We start from the raw sequence: 19,130 nt of genomic DNA, 5'->3' as shown, positions 1-19,130 counted from the left end.
AAAACTACTGATTTCAGCAGCTTTTCCCCCTTTATATATAAAGAGCGAGAGGAAGAGCTATGACAAAGGTGCAGCAGCGATTAATTTCTATTTTAGAGGAGTTTTTAGAAGAGAAATCGATGTTAAATCGAGCTTTTTTAGCGGGCCGTTTACATGTATCAACGAAGACGATTCAAAAGGATATAAAATTATTAAATGATATATTGGAAGAAAACGGAGCGAAAATCGAATCGCAAAGAGGGACTGGGTACGAATTAGAAATTATACAAACGAAGAAATTTGAAGACTTTTGTGTGAGTCTATTTCAAAAACAGACGGAAAAGATCCCAACTTCTTATGAAGAAAGAATAGCGTACATTCTGCAGCGTGTTTTAACGACAGAGGGATATGTGAAGCTTTCAGAATTAGCGGAAGAGATTTATGTGAGCAAATCAACGGTTAATTTAATTATGAAAGAAGTTACAGATATATGTGGTCGCTATAAATTACAAATTGAGAAGAGACCGTATTATGGTATACGTATTGTTGGAGAGGAATTTAATATTCGTTCTTGTTTATCACAATATGGTTTACCGCGTTATGACCATACTCCGTTTCATGAGCAATTTGAGCAGACGGAGACATATTTATCGCTACCTTATATATCACACATCCGTTCAATTATATTAAAGTATATTGAAGGTGGAACAATATATTTATCTGATATAGAAATTGATAATTTAGTCATTCATATTGCAATCGCATTAAAGCGTTGTCAAAGTCAACATTATATGAAAGAACTGCATACGGAGCAATCAGAACTTATAATAAAGAAAGAATATACAATTGCGAAGCAGATTTTAGGAGATTTAGAGAAAGAGTTGAAATTTTCATTTCCAGAAGAAGAAGTATTATATGTGACGATGCATTTATTAAGTACTGCTGTTACAACGAGAGATCGCTATGAAAATGTAGAAGAGCTATTAGGAAAAGATATATATGCATTTATGCAACATATTCTTTTTAAAGTAGCGGAAGAACGGAATCTTATTTTTTATTATGATGAAGAATTATTATTTGGATTTGGTATTCATTTAAAAACGTTATTAAATCGTTTGAAGTATAAGTTAAATACGAGAAATCCTCTTTTGGCAGAAGTGAAAAAGAATTATCCGTATGCTTTTGAAATTGCGGTTCTTGTTGGAGATATCATTGGTGAATATACGGGTGAATCGATCCCTGAAAGTGAAATTGGCTATATTGCAATTCACTTCGGCGGAGCGATGAGCCGTTTGCAGGAGCAAAATCAAAAGAAAAGATGCTTATTAGTTTGTGCGACTGGTCAAGGAAGTGCACAACTATTAAAATATAAAATTTTATCACAGTTCCGAGATAAATTAGAGATTGTAGGTATTACAGGCTATTATCAATTGAAAGTAGAAGATCTTTATAAAGAAAAAATAGATTGTATTATTAGTACGATTCATATACCGAGTGGCTTGCCTGTTCCAGTTATAAAAGTGAATTCAATATTTGATGATAAAGAGATTAAATCGATTGGTCAGCGGTTGTTTACGCATGTGAATAATAGTGTGCAGCCTTATATTAAGGAAGATTTAATTTTTTTAAATCATAGTGCTTCTACGAAAGAGGATGTTATTCAGTTTTTATGTGAGAAAGCTGCTGAGAAACATTATGTACAAGAAAACTTTTATGCTTCTGTTATGGAAAGAGAAAATACGTCTCCGACAGCGGTTGGGAATTCAGTTGCAATCCCGCATCCGATGCAGTTATTAAGTGAGGAAACTTTTTTGATGTTTTGCACACTTGAAAAGGCTGTTGATTGGGGAGATAAAAAAGTACAAGTAATTATTTTATTTAGTGTAAAGCGCAATAATAATGAAGATTTGCAAAGGCTTTATGATTTTTTATATGATATTATGTCTAGTCAAACTACGATAGAGAAACTTACTCAGACCGAGGTAATTGAAGATTTTCAAGAGATTTTATTATCATTTTGAAAAAGTATATAAAAACTTCCGTTACATAACGGAAGTTTTTTATGTTTAATTGTATGCGTTTTCATAATAAGATAAAAATATAGAAAACATATAGCTTGGGGGAATTTAAAATGGCTGATATGCAAACTCCATTTGCATTAATTTTACATGGTGGCAATGCGAGAAGTGCAGCGCTTGAAGCAATCGCTTTTGCAAGACAAGGAGATTTTGAGAATGCGGGTGAAAAGATGAAACTTGCTAGTGAGGAAATTTCAGCAGCACATCGTATTCAAACGGATTTAATTCAAGAAGAGGCAAGAGGAAATCATACAGAAATCAGTTTACTGTTAGTGCACGCACAAGACCATTTAATGAATGCAATTACAGTGAAAGAACTAGCTGAAGAATTTATTACTCTTCATAAACGAGTAGAAGAGAAAGTGACAGTATAAGATGTATATTTTATTATGTTGTGCAGCAGGCATGTCAACGAGTATGGTCGTAAGAAAAATGCAAGAAGAGGCAAAGAAACAGGAGAAGAATTATAAAATTAAGGCGGTTGATTCAGAACTTGTGAAACTTGAAATAAAAGAAGCCGATGTCGTTTTAATCGGTCCACAAGTGAAATATTTATTTCCAGCTGTAGAGTTTCTTGCAAACTCATACAACATACCAGTTGCAATTATAGACCAACGAGATTATGGCATGTGTGATGGTTTGAAAGTGCTTAGGCAAGCAGAACAATTAGTTTTAGCATAATTATATCTTTTTAAATATAAACATTATAATGTTATAAAGTTTATTTCATTCTTTTATAGTAGAGAGAAAGAGGAGGGCTATTGATGAATGGGTTTATGAGTTTTATGGAACAAAAGATTATGCCAACAACGCAAAAGATTGCAGGACAACGACATTTATTGGCAATTCGAAATGGGGTTATTTCTACATTACCGTTAACGATCGTCGGGTCATTTTTCGTTATCTTTTTAAATTTACCAATTGATGCATATATGGAATGGATTGCACCGTTTCGCCATATTTTAGATATTCCATTCCGATTTACAGTAGGACTAATGGCCTTATACGCAGCGTTTGGAGTAGGGGCTTCGCTCGCGAACTTTTATCAGCTCAATCAATTAAGTGCAGGGCTACTATCTGTACTCGCCTTTTTACTAGCATCAGTTGAACCAATTCAAATTACGAAAGCTGTACCAGGTGTTATTGATGCAGGTCGATATATTTCAGTAGGAACACTAAGTGCAACGTCTTTATTCGGCGCAATTGTGACAGCATTAATTGCAGTGGAAATTTATCATTTTATGATTAAGCATAATATCTCAAGAAAATTACCAGACAGTGTACCACCAGCAGTTTCAAATTCGTTTGCAGCATTAATTCCAACATTAGTAGTTATTCTTTTATTCTGGGGCATTCGCTACGGTTTGAAATTCGATGTAAATACAACAATTACATACTTAATCGCACCATTAAAATCAGTACTAGTAGGAAATAACTTATTCGGTGGTTTATTAACAGTATTCTTAATCGTGTTCTTCTGGTCATTTGGTATACATGGACCGGCAATTTTAGGACCAATCATTCGTCCGATGTGGGATTCCGCAATTCTTGAAAATATGGAAGTGTTCACGGCTACAGGAAATGCACATCAGTTACCAAACTTATTTACAGAGCAGTTCATTCAATGGTTCGTATGGATTGGCGGATCTGGCTCAACGTTAGCTTTAGTAATTATGTTTATGTTCTCTAAATCTAAGTTCCTAAAAGAGTTAGGTAGATTATCATTCGTACCAGGTTTATTCAATATTAACGAGCCAATTATTTTCGGGGCACCAATTGTAATGAACCCAATCTTAATTATTCCGTTCGTTATTACACCGTTAGTGACAACGACAGTATCATATTTCGCAGTTGTTTCAGGTATGATTCCACTCATGATGGCGAAATTGCCATTTACGATGTTAGCACCAATTGCAGCGGTGATTAGTACGGACTGGACAATTATGGCTGGTGTACTTGTACTTGTTAACTTTGTAATCTCATTCGTTATTTACTATCCATTCTTCAAAATGTATGAGAAACAACAATTAGCAGGAGAGGAGAAAACAGAATGCTCGGAGCAATTATCATCTTAATTACATTTGTGATCGGACAGTGTATTGCCCATTATTCGAAATGGGTACAAAGTAAATCCTTATTAGTGTTACTACTAGTATCAGTTTTATTTATCGGTTGTTCAATGGGTGCATATGTAATGTTAGGTCTACACTCACCGTACGTAATTATTGTACCGACAATTTTATGTGCAACATGTTTATCTGCAAAATATAGATTTACGAGCATGGCATTAATACAACGTGTGAAGGAGATGCAAAAGCATGGAGCGTAAATTAGGGATTTCACTTTATCCAGAACATTCAACGAAAGAAAAAGATATGGCTTATATTTCGTCAGCGGCACGACACGGTTTTTCAAGAATATTTACTTGTTTGTTATCTGTGAATCGTCCGAAAGAAGAAATTATAGCTGAATTTAAAGAGATTATTAATCATGCGAAAGATAACAATATGGAAGTTATTTTAGATGTAGCTCCAGCTGTGTTTGATCAGCTTGGTATTAGTTATAGTGATCTATCATTTTTCGCAGAGTTAGGTGCAGATGGTATTCGATTAGATGTAGGCTTTGACGGATTGACGGAAGCGAAAATGACGAATAATCCGTACGGTTTAAAAATCGAGTTAAATGTAAGTAACGATATTGCGTACTTAGAAAATATTCTTTCGCATCAAGCGAATAAATCAGCTTTAATTGGTTGCCATAATTTTTATCCGCAAAAATTCACTGGTCTTCCGTACGATTATTTCATTCGCTGTAGTGAACGCTTTAAAAAGCATGGTATTCGCAGTGCAGCCTTTATTACATCACATGCCGCAAACATCGGTCCATGGGATATTAACGACGGATTATGTACGTTAGAAGAGCATCGTAATTTACCAATTGAAGTACAAGCGAAGCATTTATGGGCAACAGGGCTAATTGATGATGTCATTATCGGAAATGCTTATGCAAGTGAAGAGGAGTTAGAAAAACTAGGAAATTTAAATCGCTACATGTTACAGCTAAAAGTGCACTTTGTAGACGAAGCGACTGAAGTAGAGAAGAGAGCTACGCTGCAAGAATTACATGTAAGACGCGGCGACATAACAGAGTATATGATACGTTCTACAGAAGTGCGTAAAAAATATAAAGACTATGACTTTCCAGTGCGCGAAAGTGTGCTACAGGAAAGAGGGCAAGTTGTAATTGGTAATAACTCATTCGGAAAGTATAAAGGTGAACTGCAAATCATTTTAAAAGAAATGCCGATAGATGAACGGAAAAATATCGTCGGTACAATTGCGGAAGAGGAGTTATTCTTACTAAATTATGTAGGAGCTTGGACGCAGTTTACTTGTGTGGAATAGAGAAGAGAAGGAGAGGATGCTGTGGCATCCTCTTTTTTCTATTGATATAGTAGTCTATCGTATATAGAATGCAAAGAGATAGATTTCATTTGGACGGGAGAGAAGGAGATGGAAGAGTATATAGATGATTTATTAAGGCGGATGGCTGATGAAGAAACAGAGATTTGGCATCGTGCGTATGATGAAGCAAAAGCGTTAAATGACTTATTAACTTTTCCTTATTTACAGCAGAAGGTAATCAAAGCAAAAAAGGTATCTATGAAGAAAGATATTTATTATTTAATGACGAAACTCGCCATCAATACGAAGGAAATCTATATTGCTGATTATCTTATAGATCGTTTGGAATGTGAACAAATCCCGACTTTGTTAAGTGAACTGCTTAGTAATATTTATACATTGCCAGAAGTAAGTAGTACAAATAAAATCATTCCGTATATTTATCATAAAAACGATAGTGTTCGTTATTGGGCAGTTGCTTCCTTAAAGTTATATAAATCGTTAGAAGCGGAAAGTGCGTTGCTAAAGTTGCTGGATACTGAAGAAAATAAAGATGAGATTACACATATTTGTTATACATTGCTTGAGATTGGAACGAAGCAATCGATTCTGCCGTTAACAAAGCTTTTATATGGTAATAGTGTCTATGTTCGTTCAACCGTTATTGAGGTTTTAGCAAAAATAGGGGGATCGGACTTACAAATAGTTTATATTGAAGCTTTACATGATAGAAATGTGATGGTGAAATATGAAGCTGTTCGAGCTATTTATACGTATGGCGACGAAATGGCAATGAGAGCAATTTGCGAACGTGTGAATAAAATTGTTGCTAGAAGACGTAAAAATGAAGTAGAGCCTACGGATGAAGCAGAGATTATCATTGCTCTTCGTTTCTTACATAAGTTTGCTAATCATGAAGAAGTTTTAAAGATATTTGATAAAGTGTACAAAAAACGTGGAAACTTGTTTATGTCGGAGAGGGAGTGGCTTCGACATAATATTACTTACTTTCAAGAGAAAGAAAGCATGTAAGAATCATAAAAAAGAGCCAGCCTCAACGATGAGACTGACTCTTTTTTATAACTAGTTTAATACTTTAACTGTAACTGTTTTACGTCCCCAGCTACTTGATGTGCCTTTATCTGGCATTAAAACGTCGATTTTATTACCTTTAATAGCCCCACCAGTATCACCAGCGATTGCTACTCCGTAACCTTCAACCCATACTTTTGAACCTAATGGAATGACACTTGGATCAACTGCAATTAGTTTCATGTTTGGATTAGCTGTTAAGTTATGACCCATAGCTGATTTTACTTGGTCGCCTGCTTTATAGCCATTTTCAAGTGGATCTGCTGTGTAAGCTGTTGCTACAACACGTAACTCACGAGAAGATGATGGTGTACTTGTTTCAGTTTCTTTTGCAGCAGGTTGTTGTGTAGCTGGTTTTTGAGCTTTAGCCGCTTCACGAGCTTTAGCTGCTTCTTGAGCCTTAGCCGCTTCACGAGCTTCAGCTGCTTCTTGAGCCTTAGCTGCTTCACGAGCTTCAGCTGCTTCTTGAGCTTTAGCCGCTTCACGAGCTTTAGCTGCTTCTTGAGCCTTAGCCGCTGCTTGAGCTTCAGCATCTGCTTGAGCTTTAGCTGCTTCACGAGCTTTAGCCGCCTCTTGAGCTTTAGCTTCAGCATCTGCCTGAGCTTTAGCTGCTTCTTGAGCCTTAGCTGCTTCTTGAGCCTTAGCTGCTTCACGAGCTTTAGCCGCTTCTTGAGCCTTAACTTCTGCTTGAGCTTCAGCTGCTTCGCGAGCTTTAGTTGCTTCCGCGGCCTTAGCTTTTGCTTGAGCTTCAGCTACTTCTTGAGCTTTAACTGCTTCACGAACTTTAGCTGTATCTTGAACTGTAGTTGTTTTTTCAACTTTAACTACTGGCTGAACTTTAATTGGAGCTTTACCTGTTAAGTAAGGAACATGAACATAAGCTGTTTTTCCGTTATATTCAAATTGAATCCAATCATTTTGTACTTGGTGTGTTGTTTCGATTATATCATCTTTTTTCAACTTACCAAGAATCTCTGAATCTGTGTTTGCACCAGCACGTACGTTTAATACGTTTGCTGTTACGTAGTAAGTGTCTTTTGTATAGTCAGCGCTTATGAAAGCTTCTTTACCGCTATTCAATTGAACTTTTGACCAACCATTTTCTGTATGTAAAACATTTACTTTATATCCATCTAATAATTTTCCTACAACTTTTGATTCAGTAGTTGGGTTTTCTCGTACGTTTAGTACGTCAGTCGTTACGATTGTTTCTGCTTTAGCAGATGTTGTGAAAATCCCAAGACCAAAAACCGCTGCTGTTGCTATACCCATAAATTTTTTCATAATAGCCTCCATTGCATTTGTTTTCGTTGACCTCATTATAGCAACCATTATTTTCTTATTTGCGAAAAACATATAATTACAAAGCTTTCGTAACGGAGCATTAATATTCTGTAACAATTCCATAAATATCCTGATAGCGCTTCCTTGTTGTTTTTTGGCGTATCAGGGCATATAAAACACAAAATGAGTAGCATTTCAATTACTATAACATTAATAATATTACAGTAATGTTTCTCTTGAATGTCTGTAGTGTTACAAGAATGATGTATTTTACTGTTTGAATGAAAAATTAGTTATGAAATGATAATGTTTTTAGGTGTGAAAACATATAAACGAGGTGAAATTTAATAAAATATCGATATAATTGTTACAAAATCAGTCGATGTATGGAAAAAATTACGCCTTGATTTTCGTCTGTTACATAGTATTTTTGCAATAATAGGATTAGATAATAGCCTTAGTACCTATAAATAATGAAGAGTAATAGAATGATAGTTGTAACGTGAAACATATATAATAGAAGAAACTCGATTTAATAGGTAAATAAAAAACGCAGGAGTGTAAACTCCTACGTTTTTGTTTATTCATATCGTAAACATTCAATTGGATCAAGTTTTGCAGCTTTGTTAGCTGGTAGTAGTCCGAATGCAATACCGATCAGCATTGAAATACCTACTGCAAGAAGTCCAAGTTCTTTTGAGACAACGAGTGGCCATCCAGCAAAGATTGAGACGATCCAAGCGAAGAAAATACCGAGCATGAATCCGATGAAACCACCAAGTCCTGTTAAAATACAAGATTCGATTAAGAATTGTGTTAATACTTTACCACGTGTTGCACCAAGAGCTTTACGAATACCAATCTCACGTGTACGTTCTGTTACAGATACGAGCATGATGTTCATTACACCGATACCACCAACAAGTAAGGAGATAGCAGCAATACCACCGAATACCATTTTCATCATACCGATTGATTCGTCTAGTTGTTTCGTAAATTCACCTAAGTCTTGTGCTTCGAATTTGTGCTCAAATTTAGGAGCTTTCAGTTCGTTTAAGACAGAAACGGCTTGTTTTTCTACACTTTTACGTTCTGTCGGAGAGGTCATTGTTAATCTTACGGAGTCATACTCATTTACTCCTGAAATTACAGGTGCATTTTCAAGTGATGTATAACCTTCAGGCATAGGCATTCCAAAGTCGTTTTTCGTTTCGTATACACCGACTATTTTATAAGGCTTTCCTTTTATATCTGTGTATTGGTTTGATTCCCAACCACTAAATAATTTGTTGAAAGCTTCTTCATTTAATATAACAGCAGGGATTGCTTGGTTTAGTTCACTGTCATTTAATTCACGACCGTGAACTAATTTTATTTTCGAATCTTTCATAAAGGCGCCTGTTCCACCTTTTAAATCAAGATTTACATCTTTTGAACCAGCAGATGCTTTTACTTTCATACTTACGTCTGGATATACATCTTTAACGCCTGGTACAGTTTGCAGACGGTTTAGCATATCAGGTGTGATTTTGGCACTATCTGTTCCGTAATCAGGATTGTTGTAGTAAATCGTTACTTCGTTATCTTTTCCTTGGCCTAATTCTTTTTTAAACTTTGCGTTTGTACCATCACCCATTGAAATGATAGTAATAATGGCACTAATACCGATAATAATACCTAGCATCGTTAAGATGGAACGCATTTTATGAGCAAAGATAGAGGAAAGGGCCATGCGTATATTTTCACTCGTATTCAAAATTAACCTCTCCAATCTTGGACGACATTTCCGTCACGAATTACAATTTGACGTGCTGCAGCTTCCCCAATTTCACGGTCATGGGTAATCATAATGATTGTTGAGCCTTGTTTATTTAATTCGTAAAAGAGGTCCATAATTTGTGTACTTGTTTTCGTATCAAGTGCTCCCGTCGGTTCATCGGCTAAAATGAATTTTGGGTTATTTACGATTGCGCGGGCAACGGCGACACGTTGCTTTTGACCACCGGATAATTCGTTTGGTAAGTGAGTAGCGCGATCAGCTAAACCGACTTTTGTTAAAGCGGCTAATGAGCGTTCGCGTCTTTCTTTTTTATCAACTCCAGCGTAAATAAGAGGTAGCTCTACATTTTGAAGTGCTGTAAGTCTCGGTAATAACATGAAGTTTTGGAATACGAATCCGATTTCTTTATTACGAACATGTGCAAGTTCTGTTTCAGACATGTTTGAAATGTTTTGTCCAGCTAGTTCGTACGTACCCGTCGTCGGTTTATCTAAGCAACCAATAATGTTCATTAATGTTGATTTACCAGAACCAGAAGGTCCCATAATAGAAGTGAATTCTCCTTGATTCAGTGTTACGTCAATTCCGTGTAATATTTGAACGGATTCTGCACCATTTTGGAAGGATTTCGTGATGCCTTTTAAGTTAATCACTGGGCGACAACCTCCATACCATCTTTTAAGTCTTTTTCAGGTTTAGAGATAACTTCCTCTCCTTTTTTCACTCCAGAAACTTTTGATTCGCTATCAGTCTCGAATTCAACAGTAACTGCTTGTTCTTTCGCTTTACCGTCTTTTACAACGAAGACAACATTTTTGTCACCTTTTTTCACGATACTGCTTTTCGGAACAATTGTACCAGTTGCTTCGCCAGATTTACTTGTTACGTATACGTGGAAGCCGTTTTGTAGTTCGTCACTATTATCTAATGTGACAGTGAATTGATAGTTAGAAACAGTTTTATTTTCATCCATGCTCTTTAATGGTGTAGAACCGATTTCTGTTACTTTTCCTGTCCAAGTCTTACCAGCGACAGTTTTTGAGGAAACAGTTACTTCTTGCCCAACTTTCATACTAGCAAGCTCATATTCAGAAAGTTGACCTTTTACCTTGAATTGACCAGCGTGACGAAGAGTAATTCCGCTCATACCTGTTTTTTCGTCAGCAGTTTTCACGATATCATCAATTACGCCATCAGCAGGACTTGTTACAGAAAGTGTGTTTACTTTTTCTTTTGCTGCTTTAATCATTTCATCAGCTTTTTCAACTTCAAACTTTTTCATTTCAAGTTGTGATTCTAATTGCCCAACTTCAACTTCTGATGCTTTTAATGCTTCAGAAGGAAGGCCTGCATTTTTATCTTTTTGTAATTTTTGTTTCGCTGCATCAATTTGTTTTTGAAACAACGTTACTTCTTTTTGTGCGATTTTCTTTTGCATTTCTGCTTCTGTTACACCTTGTTTAGCAGTAGGGTCATTGTATTTAAACAGAAGCTGACCTTTTTTCACTTCATCGCCTTTTTTTACAGCTAATTCATATGTTCCTTTTGTTGGATCGAATGAAATAGTTTCAATTCCGTTTGGAATAACTTCGCCACCAAATTTTTGCGCGTTTTGGATTTGTTTTTCAGTTACTTTATATCCGCTATATGCCATTGCTACTTCTGAACCGCCACCACCAGCAAATGCAAAGTATGATCCAGCTGCAATTCCAATTGCTACTACACTAGTAATTAACACTTTATTTTTCTTTTTCATCTATTTATCACCTTTTCGTTCGTTTTAGTATCTACATTAAGTATAGAAGAGGTGAAGAATCTGACAAATCGTTTTAGCTTACAATAACCTTACAGTTTTGTAAGGTATGAATATGTAAATGTAAGGTAGAGGTTGTCCTAGTATAAGCAAATGAATTGACTCGTTGTTTCTTTCTTACAATAATATTGTATGAAGGAGAGGAGGAAGGAAGATGGAAGCTTATTTTAGTGCGCATCCATTAAAATCGTTTATTCCATACTCAAGACAACACGTCCTTATATTATTTATTATGTTGGTGGGGATATTTTTTCTGTATCAATACCAAGATTTATTGCGTCAAAGTGAGTGGAATATAACGGTTCGATATGCGATTGCATTTTTATTTATAGGTAGTGAAATTGGGCTCTATATGTGGGAGTGGAAAGCGGGGATTTTTGAGCTAGCTACTTCATTACCGTTTGAGTTATGTACGATTAGTTTATTATTAGCGTCGATTATGATTGTAACGAAAAGTTATCGCATATATGAGATTGTATTTTTTACAGGAATTATTGGTGCATCACAAGCCATTTTAACGCCGAACTTGCAGTATACTTTTCCACATTTTCGTTTCATTGAATATTTCATCGCACATGTATTGCTCATTTGGGCACCGCTCTTTATGACTTGGGTAGAAGGGTATCGTCCTACATTACAATCTATTAAACGTACGATGATATTTTTAAACATATTGATTCCGATTGTTTCGTTTGTAAATTACAAAACAGGCGGTAATTATATGTTTTTAGCTCATAAGCCAGAAACTGCTTCATTACTCGATATGTTAGGGCCGCATCCTTACTATATTATTTCATTAGAAATAGCTGCGCTTATTGGATGTTACACTTTGTATATGCCGTTTGCGAAAAGAGAGAGGCATGCGCATAAAGAATCACTAGGATCATAGCCTAGTGATTTTTTATCTTTAAAATATTTACAATTCTGAAAATTAAGAATAAAATTAGGGGGTAAATTATATATAGAGAGAAGGGAAAACGTGGTCAAAAAAGTTTTTCTAAATGGAATGGAAGTGACGATTCAATTTCTTATTTCGATTTTGGGGATTATTATTTTAGGGGCTTTGCCGAAATTATTTTATGGATTTAAGATGGATGTATCAAAGTACATACAGACTTTAAAAGAAGTGTTTGTGAACTTAATGGATATTTCCAATTTGCAATATGTGAGAGGTAAATTTTTATTTCCACAGTTGTTCGTCCATTATAAAGAAACGATTCTTATTTTTTTGGCTGCTTTTTTCATTTCATTATTTGTAGCATTTTGCATTGTTTATGTAATTATGAGTAGTTCACCGCGTATACAACATCGAATTAAATCATTTCTTATCTTCCTAGAATCCATTCCAGATATTCTTCTTATTTTAGTATCACAAATCTTAGTTGTATGGTTTTTTAAACAAACAGGTTTTTTACCTTTTCAAATTGCGTCAATTGGAGGCGAGTCGATTAGAGGGTTGCCAATATTGTGTTTGAGCATCCCGACTACGATTATGTTTGTAAAAATGGTAGTGATTCGTTTTGAAAATGAACTAGAAAAAGATTATGTACTATTTGCTAAGGCGAAAGGGCTGGGGCGTTTTCATATTTTAAATCGTCATATTTTACGAAATGTGTTGCTTAGTACATTATTCTTTGCGAAAACGAATATCTTTTTTATGTTATCTAATTTATATATTATAGAATGGATTTTTAATACGGGTGGTATTTTTATGTTTTTGAAATCGTATGAGGGTATTAGAGTTGAGGTTTTCATCGTTAGTATGCTGCTTATATATATCCCGATATTTATTTTATTCAAGCTGTTTCATTATTTCATTCCAACTGCGATGAAGGAGAGATTATAATATGTGGATGTATATAAAACGCGATAAAAGATTTTGGATAAGTATTGGGTTTCTTCTCATATTAGTTCTTTTGAGCATCGGAAATACGTTATGGAATGATGGACACATTAGGCAAGTTACATTGCAATATGATGCAGATGAAAATCCACAAGTGCCACCGTTTTCACCTTCATTACAATTTTTACTCGGGACAGACCGGAAAGGATACGACCTGTTACATTTAGTCATTGAAGGTGCGAAGTGGACGATTGGTATATCTATTTTAATTGCGGCACTTAGAATGGTGATAGGTGTGTTTTTTGGTGTTGTGCTTGGAACATATGTAAAAAGAGGTTTTTCAAAAATTGAGGCTTTCTTTGATAGTTTTACAGTTATTCCAACAGTTATGATTGCGTACTTTTTTCTTCACTTTGCAAATGCATTTGGGAGTGGAGAGGAAACAACAACCTTTTTTGAAAGGGCTTCGTTTCAAGTTTTATTACTTGTAATGCTTGTGATGCCAGTTATTGCACTGTATGTTGCGAAGGAAGTCCGTAAGTTGAGAACCGAAGAATTTATTGAAGCTGCGTGCATATTAGGTGGATCGAGAAGGCATATTGTTATAAAGCATATTTTCCCGCATCTCTATATGACGTTTATACTTGTATTTTTTCAGCAGTTTACGCAAACTCTTACTATTTTACTGCACTTAGGGTTACTAGAAATATTCTTTGGCGGAACAGTTCAGTTTTTAGGACCGATAGAAGAAATAGAATCATACACACATGAATGGTCAGGCTTAATTGGAGTCTATTTTAGATCATTAACAGTGAATCCGTGGATCCCTCTCGTTCCGATTACATTTTTTGGACTTACTATTTTTTCAGGAAATATGATTGTAAAAAGTATAGAAGAGGCGATGTTGAAAGTAAGATTAGGAGGAGAGATAAAGAAGGACGTAGTAGAAGCGGAACAATCTGTTGTGCAGTCAAAAGAAGATTTATTTACTTTTAAACATACGATGTGAAGAGAAAAAGAAGCAAGCATGGATTTCATGCTTGCTTCTTTTTTTTATTTTGTAGAAACTTCACCTGCAGCTTCTGTTTGCGGAATAAAGTATCCAATTATACCACCGATTATTGCTGGAATGATCCAGCCAATTCCTAAGTTATAAAAAGGAATGGTGTGTACGATATTAGCGATAAAATCTGGTATCATTTCCACATTATCAAGTGCATGAATACAGCTAATAATAAACGCTGCGATCATCGCTCCAATGTAGACAGAAGGTTTACGTTTCGTATATTTATCGATAAATGATACGAAAACTAAAATGATCGTAATTGGGTACAAAATAATTAATACAGGTAATGTGATTTTAATTAATAAGCTTAATCCTAAGTTTGAAATAACGAAACTAAAGATACAAACGTATAGTACAAGCTTTTTGTATGAAACATTTGTTAGCACTGTTGTGAAGTAATTTGCAAATGCACTCACAACACCAATTGCCGTTGTTAAACAAGCGAAGATAATGGCGATACTTAATAAAATATTACCGCTTGTCCCAAAGAATTGATACATAACAGTAGCTAATAGCTGCCCACCGTTTTCGAATTGTCCTAAGTTTCCGTTTGAAGCTCCAATATAACCGAGTAAGAAGTAAACAATTGTTAAGAATAGAGCAGCGATACTTCCGCAAATGATTGTATATTTTGCGATAGATTTCTTCTCTTGTATACCATTTTGACGAATTGCATTTACAACAATTGTTGATAGTACGAGAGCCCCAATTGCATCTAACGTTAAAAATCCTTCAAGAAATCCTTTGAAAAACGGGATGTCTTTATAGTCACCGATAGGTTCTGCAAACGTCCCTGGTGAAAGAATCGCTTTTGTTGCCATAATTGCAATAATTACAAGTAAAATTGGCGTTAATATTTTACCGATATGATCTACTAGCTTGGATGGATTTAATGATAAGAAGTAAACGACTGTGAAGAAAATCGCACTAAAAACTAACATAGAATACCATTGATCTGGGAAAAGTGGTGCAATCCCGATTTCATAAGATACAGATCCAGTTCGTGGAATAACAAATAGTGGGCCGATTGAAAGATAAATAATGATAGCGAATACTGCTGCGAATTTTGGATGAACACGGCTCGCTAAAGTGTTAAAACTACCACCAGCAAGGGCAACAGCAACGATAGCAAGTAAAGATAAACCGACGTCTGTAATAATAAACCCTGTAATGGAAACCCACATATTTTCTCCGGAAGAAAGACCAAGAAGGGGCGGGAAAATCATATTACCAGCACCGAAGAAAACTGCGAATAGTAATAAACTAATCGAAAGTATTTGCGCTGGTTTTAAAGTTGTACGCATATAAAGAAAATCCTCCTAATGAGTATTTTTTGTCGAAAATTCAAATAATTTGTCGAGTAACTGTTATTATTTTAAAGGTCTGATGATTAGAAAGCAATAGGGAATTTTGAAAATATTAAAAAATAATGCATTAAATCGAATAAATATACTATTTATATGTTTAATAGGAAGGATTTAACTTTTAACATAAAAAAACACATACCGCTAGGATACATGTTTTAAAAAAATATTTTTTTATCACGTTCTTCTTTTAAAATTTCAACTGCTTCTCGGAAACGTTGTGAATGGACAATTTCTCGTTCACGTAAAAAGCGTAGGCTGTCATTTATATCTGGATCATCTGATAAGTTAATGAGCCATTGATATGTTGCGCGTGCTTTTTCTTCAGCTGCAATATCCTCGTATAGATCGGCAATTGGATCACCTTTAGCCTGTATATAGGTTGCAGTAAATGGAACACCAGCAGCGTTATGGTAATGAAGAGCGCTGTCATGGTCGACGTAATGAGGGTCAAGACCAGCTGCCTTCATCTGTTCAGGAGTCGCATCTTTCGTCAGCTTATAAACCATCGTAGCAATCATTTCAAGGTGAGCAAATTCTTCTGTGCCAATATCAGTAAGAAGGCCAATGACTTTATCAGGAATTGTATAACGTTGATTTAAGTAACGTAGTGCAGCAGCTAACTCGCCATCTGCACCGCCGTATTGCTCAATTAATAATTTTGCAAGTGCTGGATTGCAAGTTCCCACTTTAACTGGGTATTGTAATTTCTTTTCATAAATCCACATAGTTTCTCTCCTTTATATTTGCCATGGCCAAGGACCTTTGCTCCATTCCCAAGGGGCATTAGAATAGCTGTTTCCAAACTGTTGGAGTGGTCCGTATTTTTCTTCCATCTTTTGTTTTAATACTCTCCGTTTATAGGAAAAATCATTAAATTGATTAATCGCAGCGGTGTCATCTGGATGTGTATCTAAATAAAGAGTGAGTTCAACTAGTACAAAGTCCAGTTCTTGAAGCTCCAGTAAAAGCTGATAGTATTCTTCTGGTAGCGATTGAGTCACGTCAGTAGTCACCGCCCTTTTTTATAAGGATTTTCATAATAGTCATAAAAAACAGGCCATAAAGTCCCTTTTTGTAGTGCTTCTTTTGGCGTGAATTGCGGTAAGTTTGGCGGTTGAAAGCCTAAAAATAAATTAGGAGGAGTAGAATAATATTTTTTTCCGATAGGAGGACAAGGATCGAGAGGACTATGATAGGGCACGAATGATCTCATATATTTATTCACGAATAAACCTCCTTAAATGTTCATTACTACGTATTATATTCAGACATAATAGGCCTTTATGACACATATAAAAAAGTAATAAGTGCAGGGGGAATGAATGTGGAGAATGTAAAAAATTTAATTGTGTTAGAAGTAAAGAACTTAAAGGAAACTCTGTATTTTTACGAAGGAATTTTAGGAATAACACCTAGTTCAGAAAGACCACAATTAGATATTACAGGTGTTTGGTATGATGCCGATTCAACGAGAATTAGTTTTGTTATGAATCGCATGTTAGGAGGAAGAGAGAAGAGTGTTACGAATTCATGCGATGGTTTAACATTTTCGATTTCTAACATAGAGAAGTTAAAAAAGAAGCTAGCGTTTTATGAAATTTTATATATGGAAAACAAAAGTGAGAAGAGTATTGTAGTACAAGACCCAGATGGATACAAACTTCAAGTGATAGAGAAGGCCGAATAAAAGGAGGGGATTTAGTGGAGAGAAATTATGAAGAAAGTGCGTTGTTTGAGCATCAATTTTGGCTAAAGGTGCTTACTGATCATTCGCAATTTTTACTTGATGCATTAGCTCCGAAGGAAAAAGAGGATATAAAGAAGGCCGCTTATTTTCTTGAAACATTTACGAATCTTTTAAATAAAGTACATAATGTGAATCTCATTACATTTTCAAAAGAGGCAGAACGAGCCGCAAAGGAAATAAGAATGTTTAAATTAAGTATTATACAGAAACAACTCGAGGGAAAAATCACTATTCATTTTACGCCAACTTTCATCAATCATATGGTAAACGAAGTAGAAGAGTATATAACAGTGTTAGAATTTTTAAAGAAAGGAGAAGTTCCGCCTGTTTTTCATGAATTACATTATCACCTTGTTTGGTTAACAGATGCGGCTGGTCATGCAGGATCTATTTCTGGTGGACTAGATCTTGTTGAAAAAAGATTAAAAGAGAAAAGTGAAGAATTCACGAAGCACTTTGAAAAATTTTACTTAAAGGCAGTTGAGATGACAGGGTATTTACGGACAGAGCTTCATCATTTTCCTGCATTAAAGAAGTTTACAAAAGATGTTTCACTTGAGTTAAAATTATTTTCACATTTTCTCCATGAAGTTGAAGAGCTAGAGTTATCGAATGAAATATTAAGTACATTATCTGCTAGAATGGCGGATCATATGGCAAGAGAAGAATGTTATTACTTATTAAAATTAGCGCAATCATCTGGACTTGAGATACCAAAATGTAATCCGCTTTAAAGAAAAAAGAGGCCAATTTTATTTGGCCTCTTTTTCTGTTTTATTTTCTCTTTTTATTTTCGCTTGTTCAATACTTGCCTGTAATGTCTCCATAATATTGATGATGTTTGGAGTTGGAGAGATTGTTTCGGTTTTTTCCTGTTGTTCAATTTTGTTTTCGATTAGTTCGGTAAGTGCTTCTTTATACTCATCTGTATACATTTCTTGTTCAAAAGGATTTGTAAGGTGGTGGATTAAATTAATTGCTGCTGTGAGTTCTTGTTTTTGAATAGGATAATTTTCATTACTTGGTAAGTTAGGTGTATTTGTTATATCGCGAATTTCATTAGGATAGTGAATAGTTTGTAACATAAGCCCATCTTCAAAGTTACGGATAATAGCTAAATGTTGTTTTTTTCTAATAGAAATATGAATAAGCCCAAGTTTATTTGTACGTTCAAGAGCCTCTTTTAATAATAAATATGATTTTTCATGTCCTGGGGTAGGGCCTATAAAATAAGAACGGTCATAAAGAACAGAATCGATTTCGTTATTTTGGACAAAAGATATAATACGAATGGAGCGTGGTTCGTGAGCTTTTTGTAATTCAGCCAATTCTTTTTCATCTATAATAATGTATTTATGAGGTGCGTATTCATAGGCTTTTACAATATCTGTATCATCGATTTCTTCATCCGTGCAATCGGGAGCAAATTTTTTATATTTAATAGGTGTTAAGCATTCTTTATGGAGACTTAAAAATTTTATATCGTTTTCTTCTACAGCACTATATAGTTTAATTCCTATATTTAATAATCCAAGTGAGAGTGCACCTTTCCATACGGTATGCAAATGAAGTCTCTCCTTTCCTTACAAATGATTATGTATATTATGAGATAGTAAGAAATTTCCTATACGTTTATTTGCTTTTTTAGTGAAGAGTAAGCGGGAGAGCCTGAGATAT

Annotated in this window: 21 protein-coding genes; 12 read left to right on the top strand and 9 right to left on the bottom strand. The window is 35.1% G+C overall.

The genetic code is table 11. From position 1 onward, the window contains the following. Window positions 1-59 precede the first annotated feature (59 nt). From MHI28_RS13720 to MHI28_RS13690, 7 genes are all read left to right on the top strand, one after another. Entirely contained in the window at window positions 60-2,000 is a 1,941-nt protein-coding gene (locus MHI28_RS13720; RefSeq protein WP_000170103.1) for a BglG family transcription antiterminator, read from the top strand. A 110-nt stretch (window positions 2,001-2,110) separates the two neighbouring features. Next, the gene (locus MHI28_RS13715) at window positions 2,111-2,431 is read left to right on the top strand and encodes a PTS lactose/cellobiose transporter subunit IIA (protein WP_000774625.1); all 321 of its coding nucleotides are present in this window, start codon (window positions 2,111-2,113) and stop codon (window positions 2,429-2,431) included. A gap of 1 nt (window position 2,432) precedes the next feature. Continuing rightward, complete coding sequence (locus tag MHI28_RS13710; RefSeq protein ID WP_000275633.1) at window positions 2,433-2,738, top strand: PTS sugar transporter subunit IIB; 306 nt, start codon at window positions 2,433-2,435, stop codon at window positions 2,736-2,738. Window positions 2,739-2,821: 83 nt separating this feature from the next. Continuing rightward, the gene (locus MHI28_RS13705) at window positions 2,822-4,132 is read left to right on the top strand and encodes a PTS sugar transporter subunit IIC (RefSeq protein WP_340828059.1); all 1,311 of its coding nucleotides are present in this window, start codon (window positions 2,822-2,824) and stop codon (window positions 4,130-4,132) included. Further along, entirely contained in the window at window positions 4,108-4,386 is a 279-nt protein-coding gene (locus MHI28_RS13700) for a hypothetical protein (protein WP_000900039.1), read from the top strand. Before MHI28_RS13705 ends, MHI28_RS13700 begins: the two co-directional genes overlap by 25 nt. Further along, on the top strand, window positions 4,376-5,461 hold the full coding sequence (locus MHI28_RS13695) for a DUF871 domain-containing protein (RefSeq protein ID WP_000440072.1): 1,086 nt from the start codon (window positions 4,376-4,378) through the stop codon (window positions 5,459-5,461). The genes MHI28_RS13700 and MHI28_RS13695 overlap by 11 nt, the downstream gene beginning before the upstream one ends. Window positions 5,462-5,569: 108 nt before the next feature. Continuing rightward, window positions 5,570-6,493, top strand: coding sequence for a HEAT repeat domain-containing protein (locus MHI28_RS13690; protein ID WP_000393375.1), 924 nt, complete (start codon window positions 5,570-5,572; stop codon window positions 6,491-6,493). Between the two features lie 51 nt (window positions 6,494-6,544). On the opposite strand, the gene entC is transcribed toward MHI28_RS13690, so the two are convergent. The 4 genes from entC to MHI28_RS13670 all read right to left on the bottom strand — a co-directional run bounded on the left by entC (window position 6,545) and on the right by MHI28_RS13670 (window position 11,373). Then, window positions 6,545-7,960 carry a cell wall-binding protein EntC gene (entC, locus tag MHI28_RS13685; protein WP_340828058.1) on the bottom strand — a complete coding sequence of 472 codons (1,416 nt, stop codon included), beginning with the start codon at window positions 7,958-7,960 and terminating at the stop codon, window positions 6,545-6,547. 457 nt (window positions 7,961-8,417) lie between these two features. Beyond that, complete coding sequence (locus tag MHI28_RS13680) at window positions 8,418-9,569, bottom strand: ABC transporter permease (protein WP_003309116.1); 1,152 nt, start codon at window positions 9,567-9,569, stop codon at window positions 8,418-8,420. A 26-nt stretch (window positions 9,570-9,595) separates the two neighbouring features. Further along, window positions 9,596-10,270 (bottom strand): ABC transporter ATP-binding protein, encoded by a 675-nt coding sequence (locus MHI28_RS13675; protein WP_000609101.1) that lies wholly within the window; start codon window positions 10,268-10,270, stop codon window positions 9,596-9,598. Continuing rightward, window positions 10,267-11,373 carry an efflux RND transporter periplasmic adaptor subunit gene (locus MHI28_RS13670; protein WP_000728803.1) on the bottom strand — a complete coding sequence of 369 codons (1,107 nt, stop codon included), beginning with the start codon at window positions 11,371-11,373 and terminating at the stop codon, window positions 10,267-10,269. Before MHI28_RS13670 ends, MHI28_RS13675 begins: the two co-directional genes overlap by 4 nt. A gap of 211 nt (window positions 11,374-11,584) precedes the next feature. Here MHI28_RS13670 and MHI28_RS13665 point away from each other — a divergent pair, with 211 nt between their 5' ends. The 3 genes from MHI28_RS13665 (at window position 11,585) to MHI28_RS13655 (ending at window position 14,282) form a co-directional block, all read left to right on the top strand. Further along, complete coding sequence (locus MHI28_RS13665) at window positions 11,585-12,319, top strand: YwaF family protein (protein ID WP_000388717.1); 735 nt, start codon at window positions 11,585-11,587, stop codon at window positions 12,317-12,319. A gap of 90 nt (window positions 12,320-12,409) precedes the next feature. Then, a complete protein-coding gene (locus tag MHI28_RS13660) occupies window positions 12,410-13,276 on the top strand; it encodes an ABC transporter permease subunit (RefSeq protein WP_000239683.1) in 867 nt (288 codons plus the stop codon). Between the two features lies 1 nt (window position 13,277). Continuing rightward, window positions 13,278-14,282 carry an ABC transporter permease gene (locus tag MHI28_RS13655; protein WP_000266973.1) on the top strand — a complete coding sequence of 335 codons (1,005 nt, stop codon included), beginning with the start codon at window positions 13,278-13,280 and terminating at the stop codon, window positions 14,280-14,282. Window positions 14,283-14,326: 44 nt separating this feature from the next. On the opposite strand, the gene brnQ2 is transcribed toward MHI28_RS13655, so the two are convergent. From brnQ2 to MHI28_RS13635, 4 genes are all read right to left on the bottom strand, one after another. Further along, on the bottom strand, window positions 14,327-15,643 hold the full coding sequence (gene brnQ2, locus MHI28_RS13650; RefSeq protein WP_001260933.1) for a branched-chain amino acid transport system II carrier protein BrnQ2: 1,317 nt from the start codon (window positions 15,641-15,643) through the stop codon (window positions 14,327-14,329). Between the two features lie 218 nt (window positions 15,644-15,861). After that, the gene (cotJC, locus tag MHI28_RS13645) at window positions 15,862-16,431 is read right to left on the bottom strand and encodes a spore coat protein CotJC (RefSeq protein WP_000265275.1); all 570 of its coding nucleotides are present in this window, start codon (window positions 16,429-16,431) and stop codon (window positions 15,862-15,864) included. 12 nt (window positions 16,432-16,443) lie between these two features. Next, window positions 16,444-16,707: a spore coat protein CotJB gene (locus tag MHI28_RS13640; protein ID WP_000194492.1), complete on the bottom strand. Its 264-nt coding sequence runs from the start codon at window positions 16,705-16,707 to the stop codon at window positions 16,444-16,446. An 8-nt stretch (window positions 16,708-16,715) separates the two neighbouring features. Further along, window positions 16,716-16,931 carry a spore coat associated protein CotJA gene (locus tag MHI28_RS13635; RefSeq protein ID WP_001046257.1) on the bottom strand — a complete coding sequence of 72 codons (216 nt, stop codon included), beginning with the start codon at window positions 16,929-16,931 and terminating at the stop codon, window positions 16,716-16,718. Between the two features lie 93 nt (window positions 16,932-17,024). On the opposite strand from MHI28_RS13635, the gene MHI28_RS13630 reads away from it, so the two are divergent. Together MHI28_RS13630 and MHI28_RS13625 are read left to right on the top strand one after the other, a co-directional pair. After that, entirely contained in the window at window positions 17,025-17,393 is a 369-nt protein-coding gene (locus MHI28_RS13630) for a VOC family protein (protein WP_003257386.1), read from the top strand. A 14-nt stretch (window positions 17,394-17,407) separates the two neighbouring features. Next, the gene (locus tag MHI28_RS13625; RefSeq protein ID WP_000440984.1) at window positions 17,408-18,187 is read left to right on the top strand and encodes a DUF2935 domain-containing protein; all 780 of its coding nucleotides are present in this window, start codon (window positions 17,408-17,410) and stop codon (window positions 18,185-18,187) included. An 18-nt stretch (window positions 18,188-18,205) separates the two neighbouring features. Here the strand turns inward: MHI28_RS13625 and ku are convergent, their stop codons facing one another. Then, entirely contained in the window at window positions 18,206-19,018 is an 813-nt protein-coding gene (gene ku, locus MHI28_RS13620; protein ID WP_000557750.1) for a non-homologous end joining protein Ku, read from the bottom strand. Between the last annotated feature and the right edge of the window lie 112 nt (window positions 19,019-19,130).

Source organism: Bacillus sp. FSL K6-0268 (genome assembly GCF_038005425.1).
GTDB lineage: Bacteria > Bacillota > Bacilli > Bacillales > Bacillaceae_G > Bacillus_A > Bacillus_A thuringiensis_S.
This window is presented reverse-complemented; position numbering and strand designations above follow the sequence as displayed.

Bases quoted from the DNA above. Each gene is read 5' to 3' on its own strand.
- MHI28_RS13705 (WP_340828059.1), top strand. From the start codon at position 2,822: ATGAATGGGTTTATGAGTTTTATGGAACAAAAGATTATGCCAACAACG.
- brnQ2 (WP_001260933.1), bottom strand. From the start codon at position 15,643: ATGCGTACAACTTTAAAACCAGCGCAAATACTTTCGATTAGTTTATTA.
- MHI28_RS13630 (WP_003257386.1), top strand. From the start codon at position 17,025: ATGAATGTGGAGAATGTAAAAAATTTAATTGTGTTAGAAGTAAAGAAC.
- MHI28_RS13670 (WP_000728803.1), bottom strand. From the start codon at position 11,373: ATGAAAAAGAAAAATAAAGTGTTAATTACTAGTGTAGTAGCAATTGGA.
- entC (WP_340828058.1), bottom strand. From the start codon at position 7,960: ATGGAATTGTTACAGAATATTAATGCTCCGTTACGAAAGCTTTGTAAT.
- MHI28_RS13655 (WP_000266973.1), top strand. From the start codon at position 13,278: ATGTGGATGTATATAAAACGCGATAAAAGATTTTGGATAAGTATTGGG.
- MHI28_RS13680 (WP_003309116.1), bottom strand. From the start codon at position 9,569: ATGGCCCTTTCCTCTATCTTTGCTCATAAAATGCGTTCCATCTTAACG.
- MHI28_RS13665 (WP_000388717.1), top strand. From the start codon at position 11,585: ATGGAAGCTTATTTTAGTGCGCATCCATTAAAATCGTTTATTCCATAC.
- MHI28_RS13700 (WP_000900039.1), top strand. From the start codon at position 4,108: ATGCTCGGAGCAATTATCATCTTAATTACATTTGTGATCGGACAGTGT.
- MHI28_RS13710 (WP_000275633.1), top strand. From the start codon at position 2,433: ATGTATATTTTATTATGTTGTGCAGCAGGCATGTCAACGAGTATGGTC.
- MHI28_RS13715 (WP_000774625.1), top strand. From the start codon at position 2,111: ATGGCTGATATGCAAACTCCATTTGCATTAATTTTACATGGTGGCAAT.
- MHI28_RS13695 (WP_000440072.1), top strand. From the start codon at position 4,376: ATGGAGCGTAAATTAGGGATTTCACTTTATCCAGAACATTCAACGAAA.
- cotJC (WP_000265275.1), bottom strand. From the start codon at position 16,431: ATGTGGATTTATGAAAAGAAATTACAATACCCAGTTAAAGTGGGAACT.
- MHI28_RS13720 (WP_000170103.1), top strand. From the start codon at position 60: ATGACAAAGGTGCAGCAGCGATTAATTTCTATTTTAGAGGAGTTTTTA.
- MHI28_RS13690 (WP_000393375.1), top strand. From the start codon at position 5,570: ATGGAAGAGTATATAGATGATTTATTAAGGCGGATGGCTGATGAAGAA.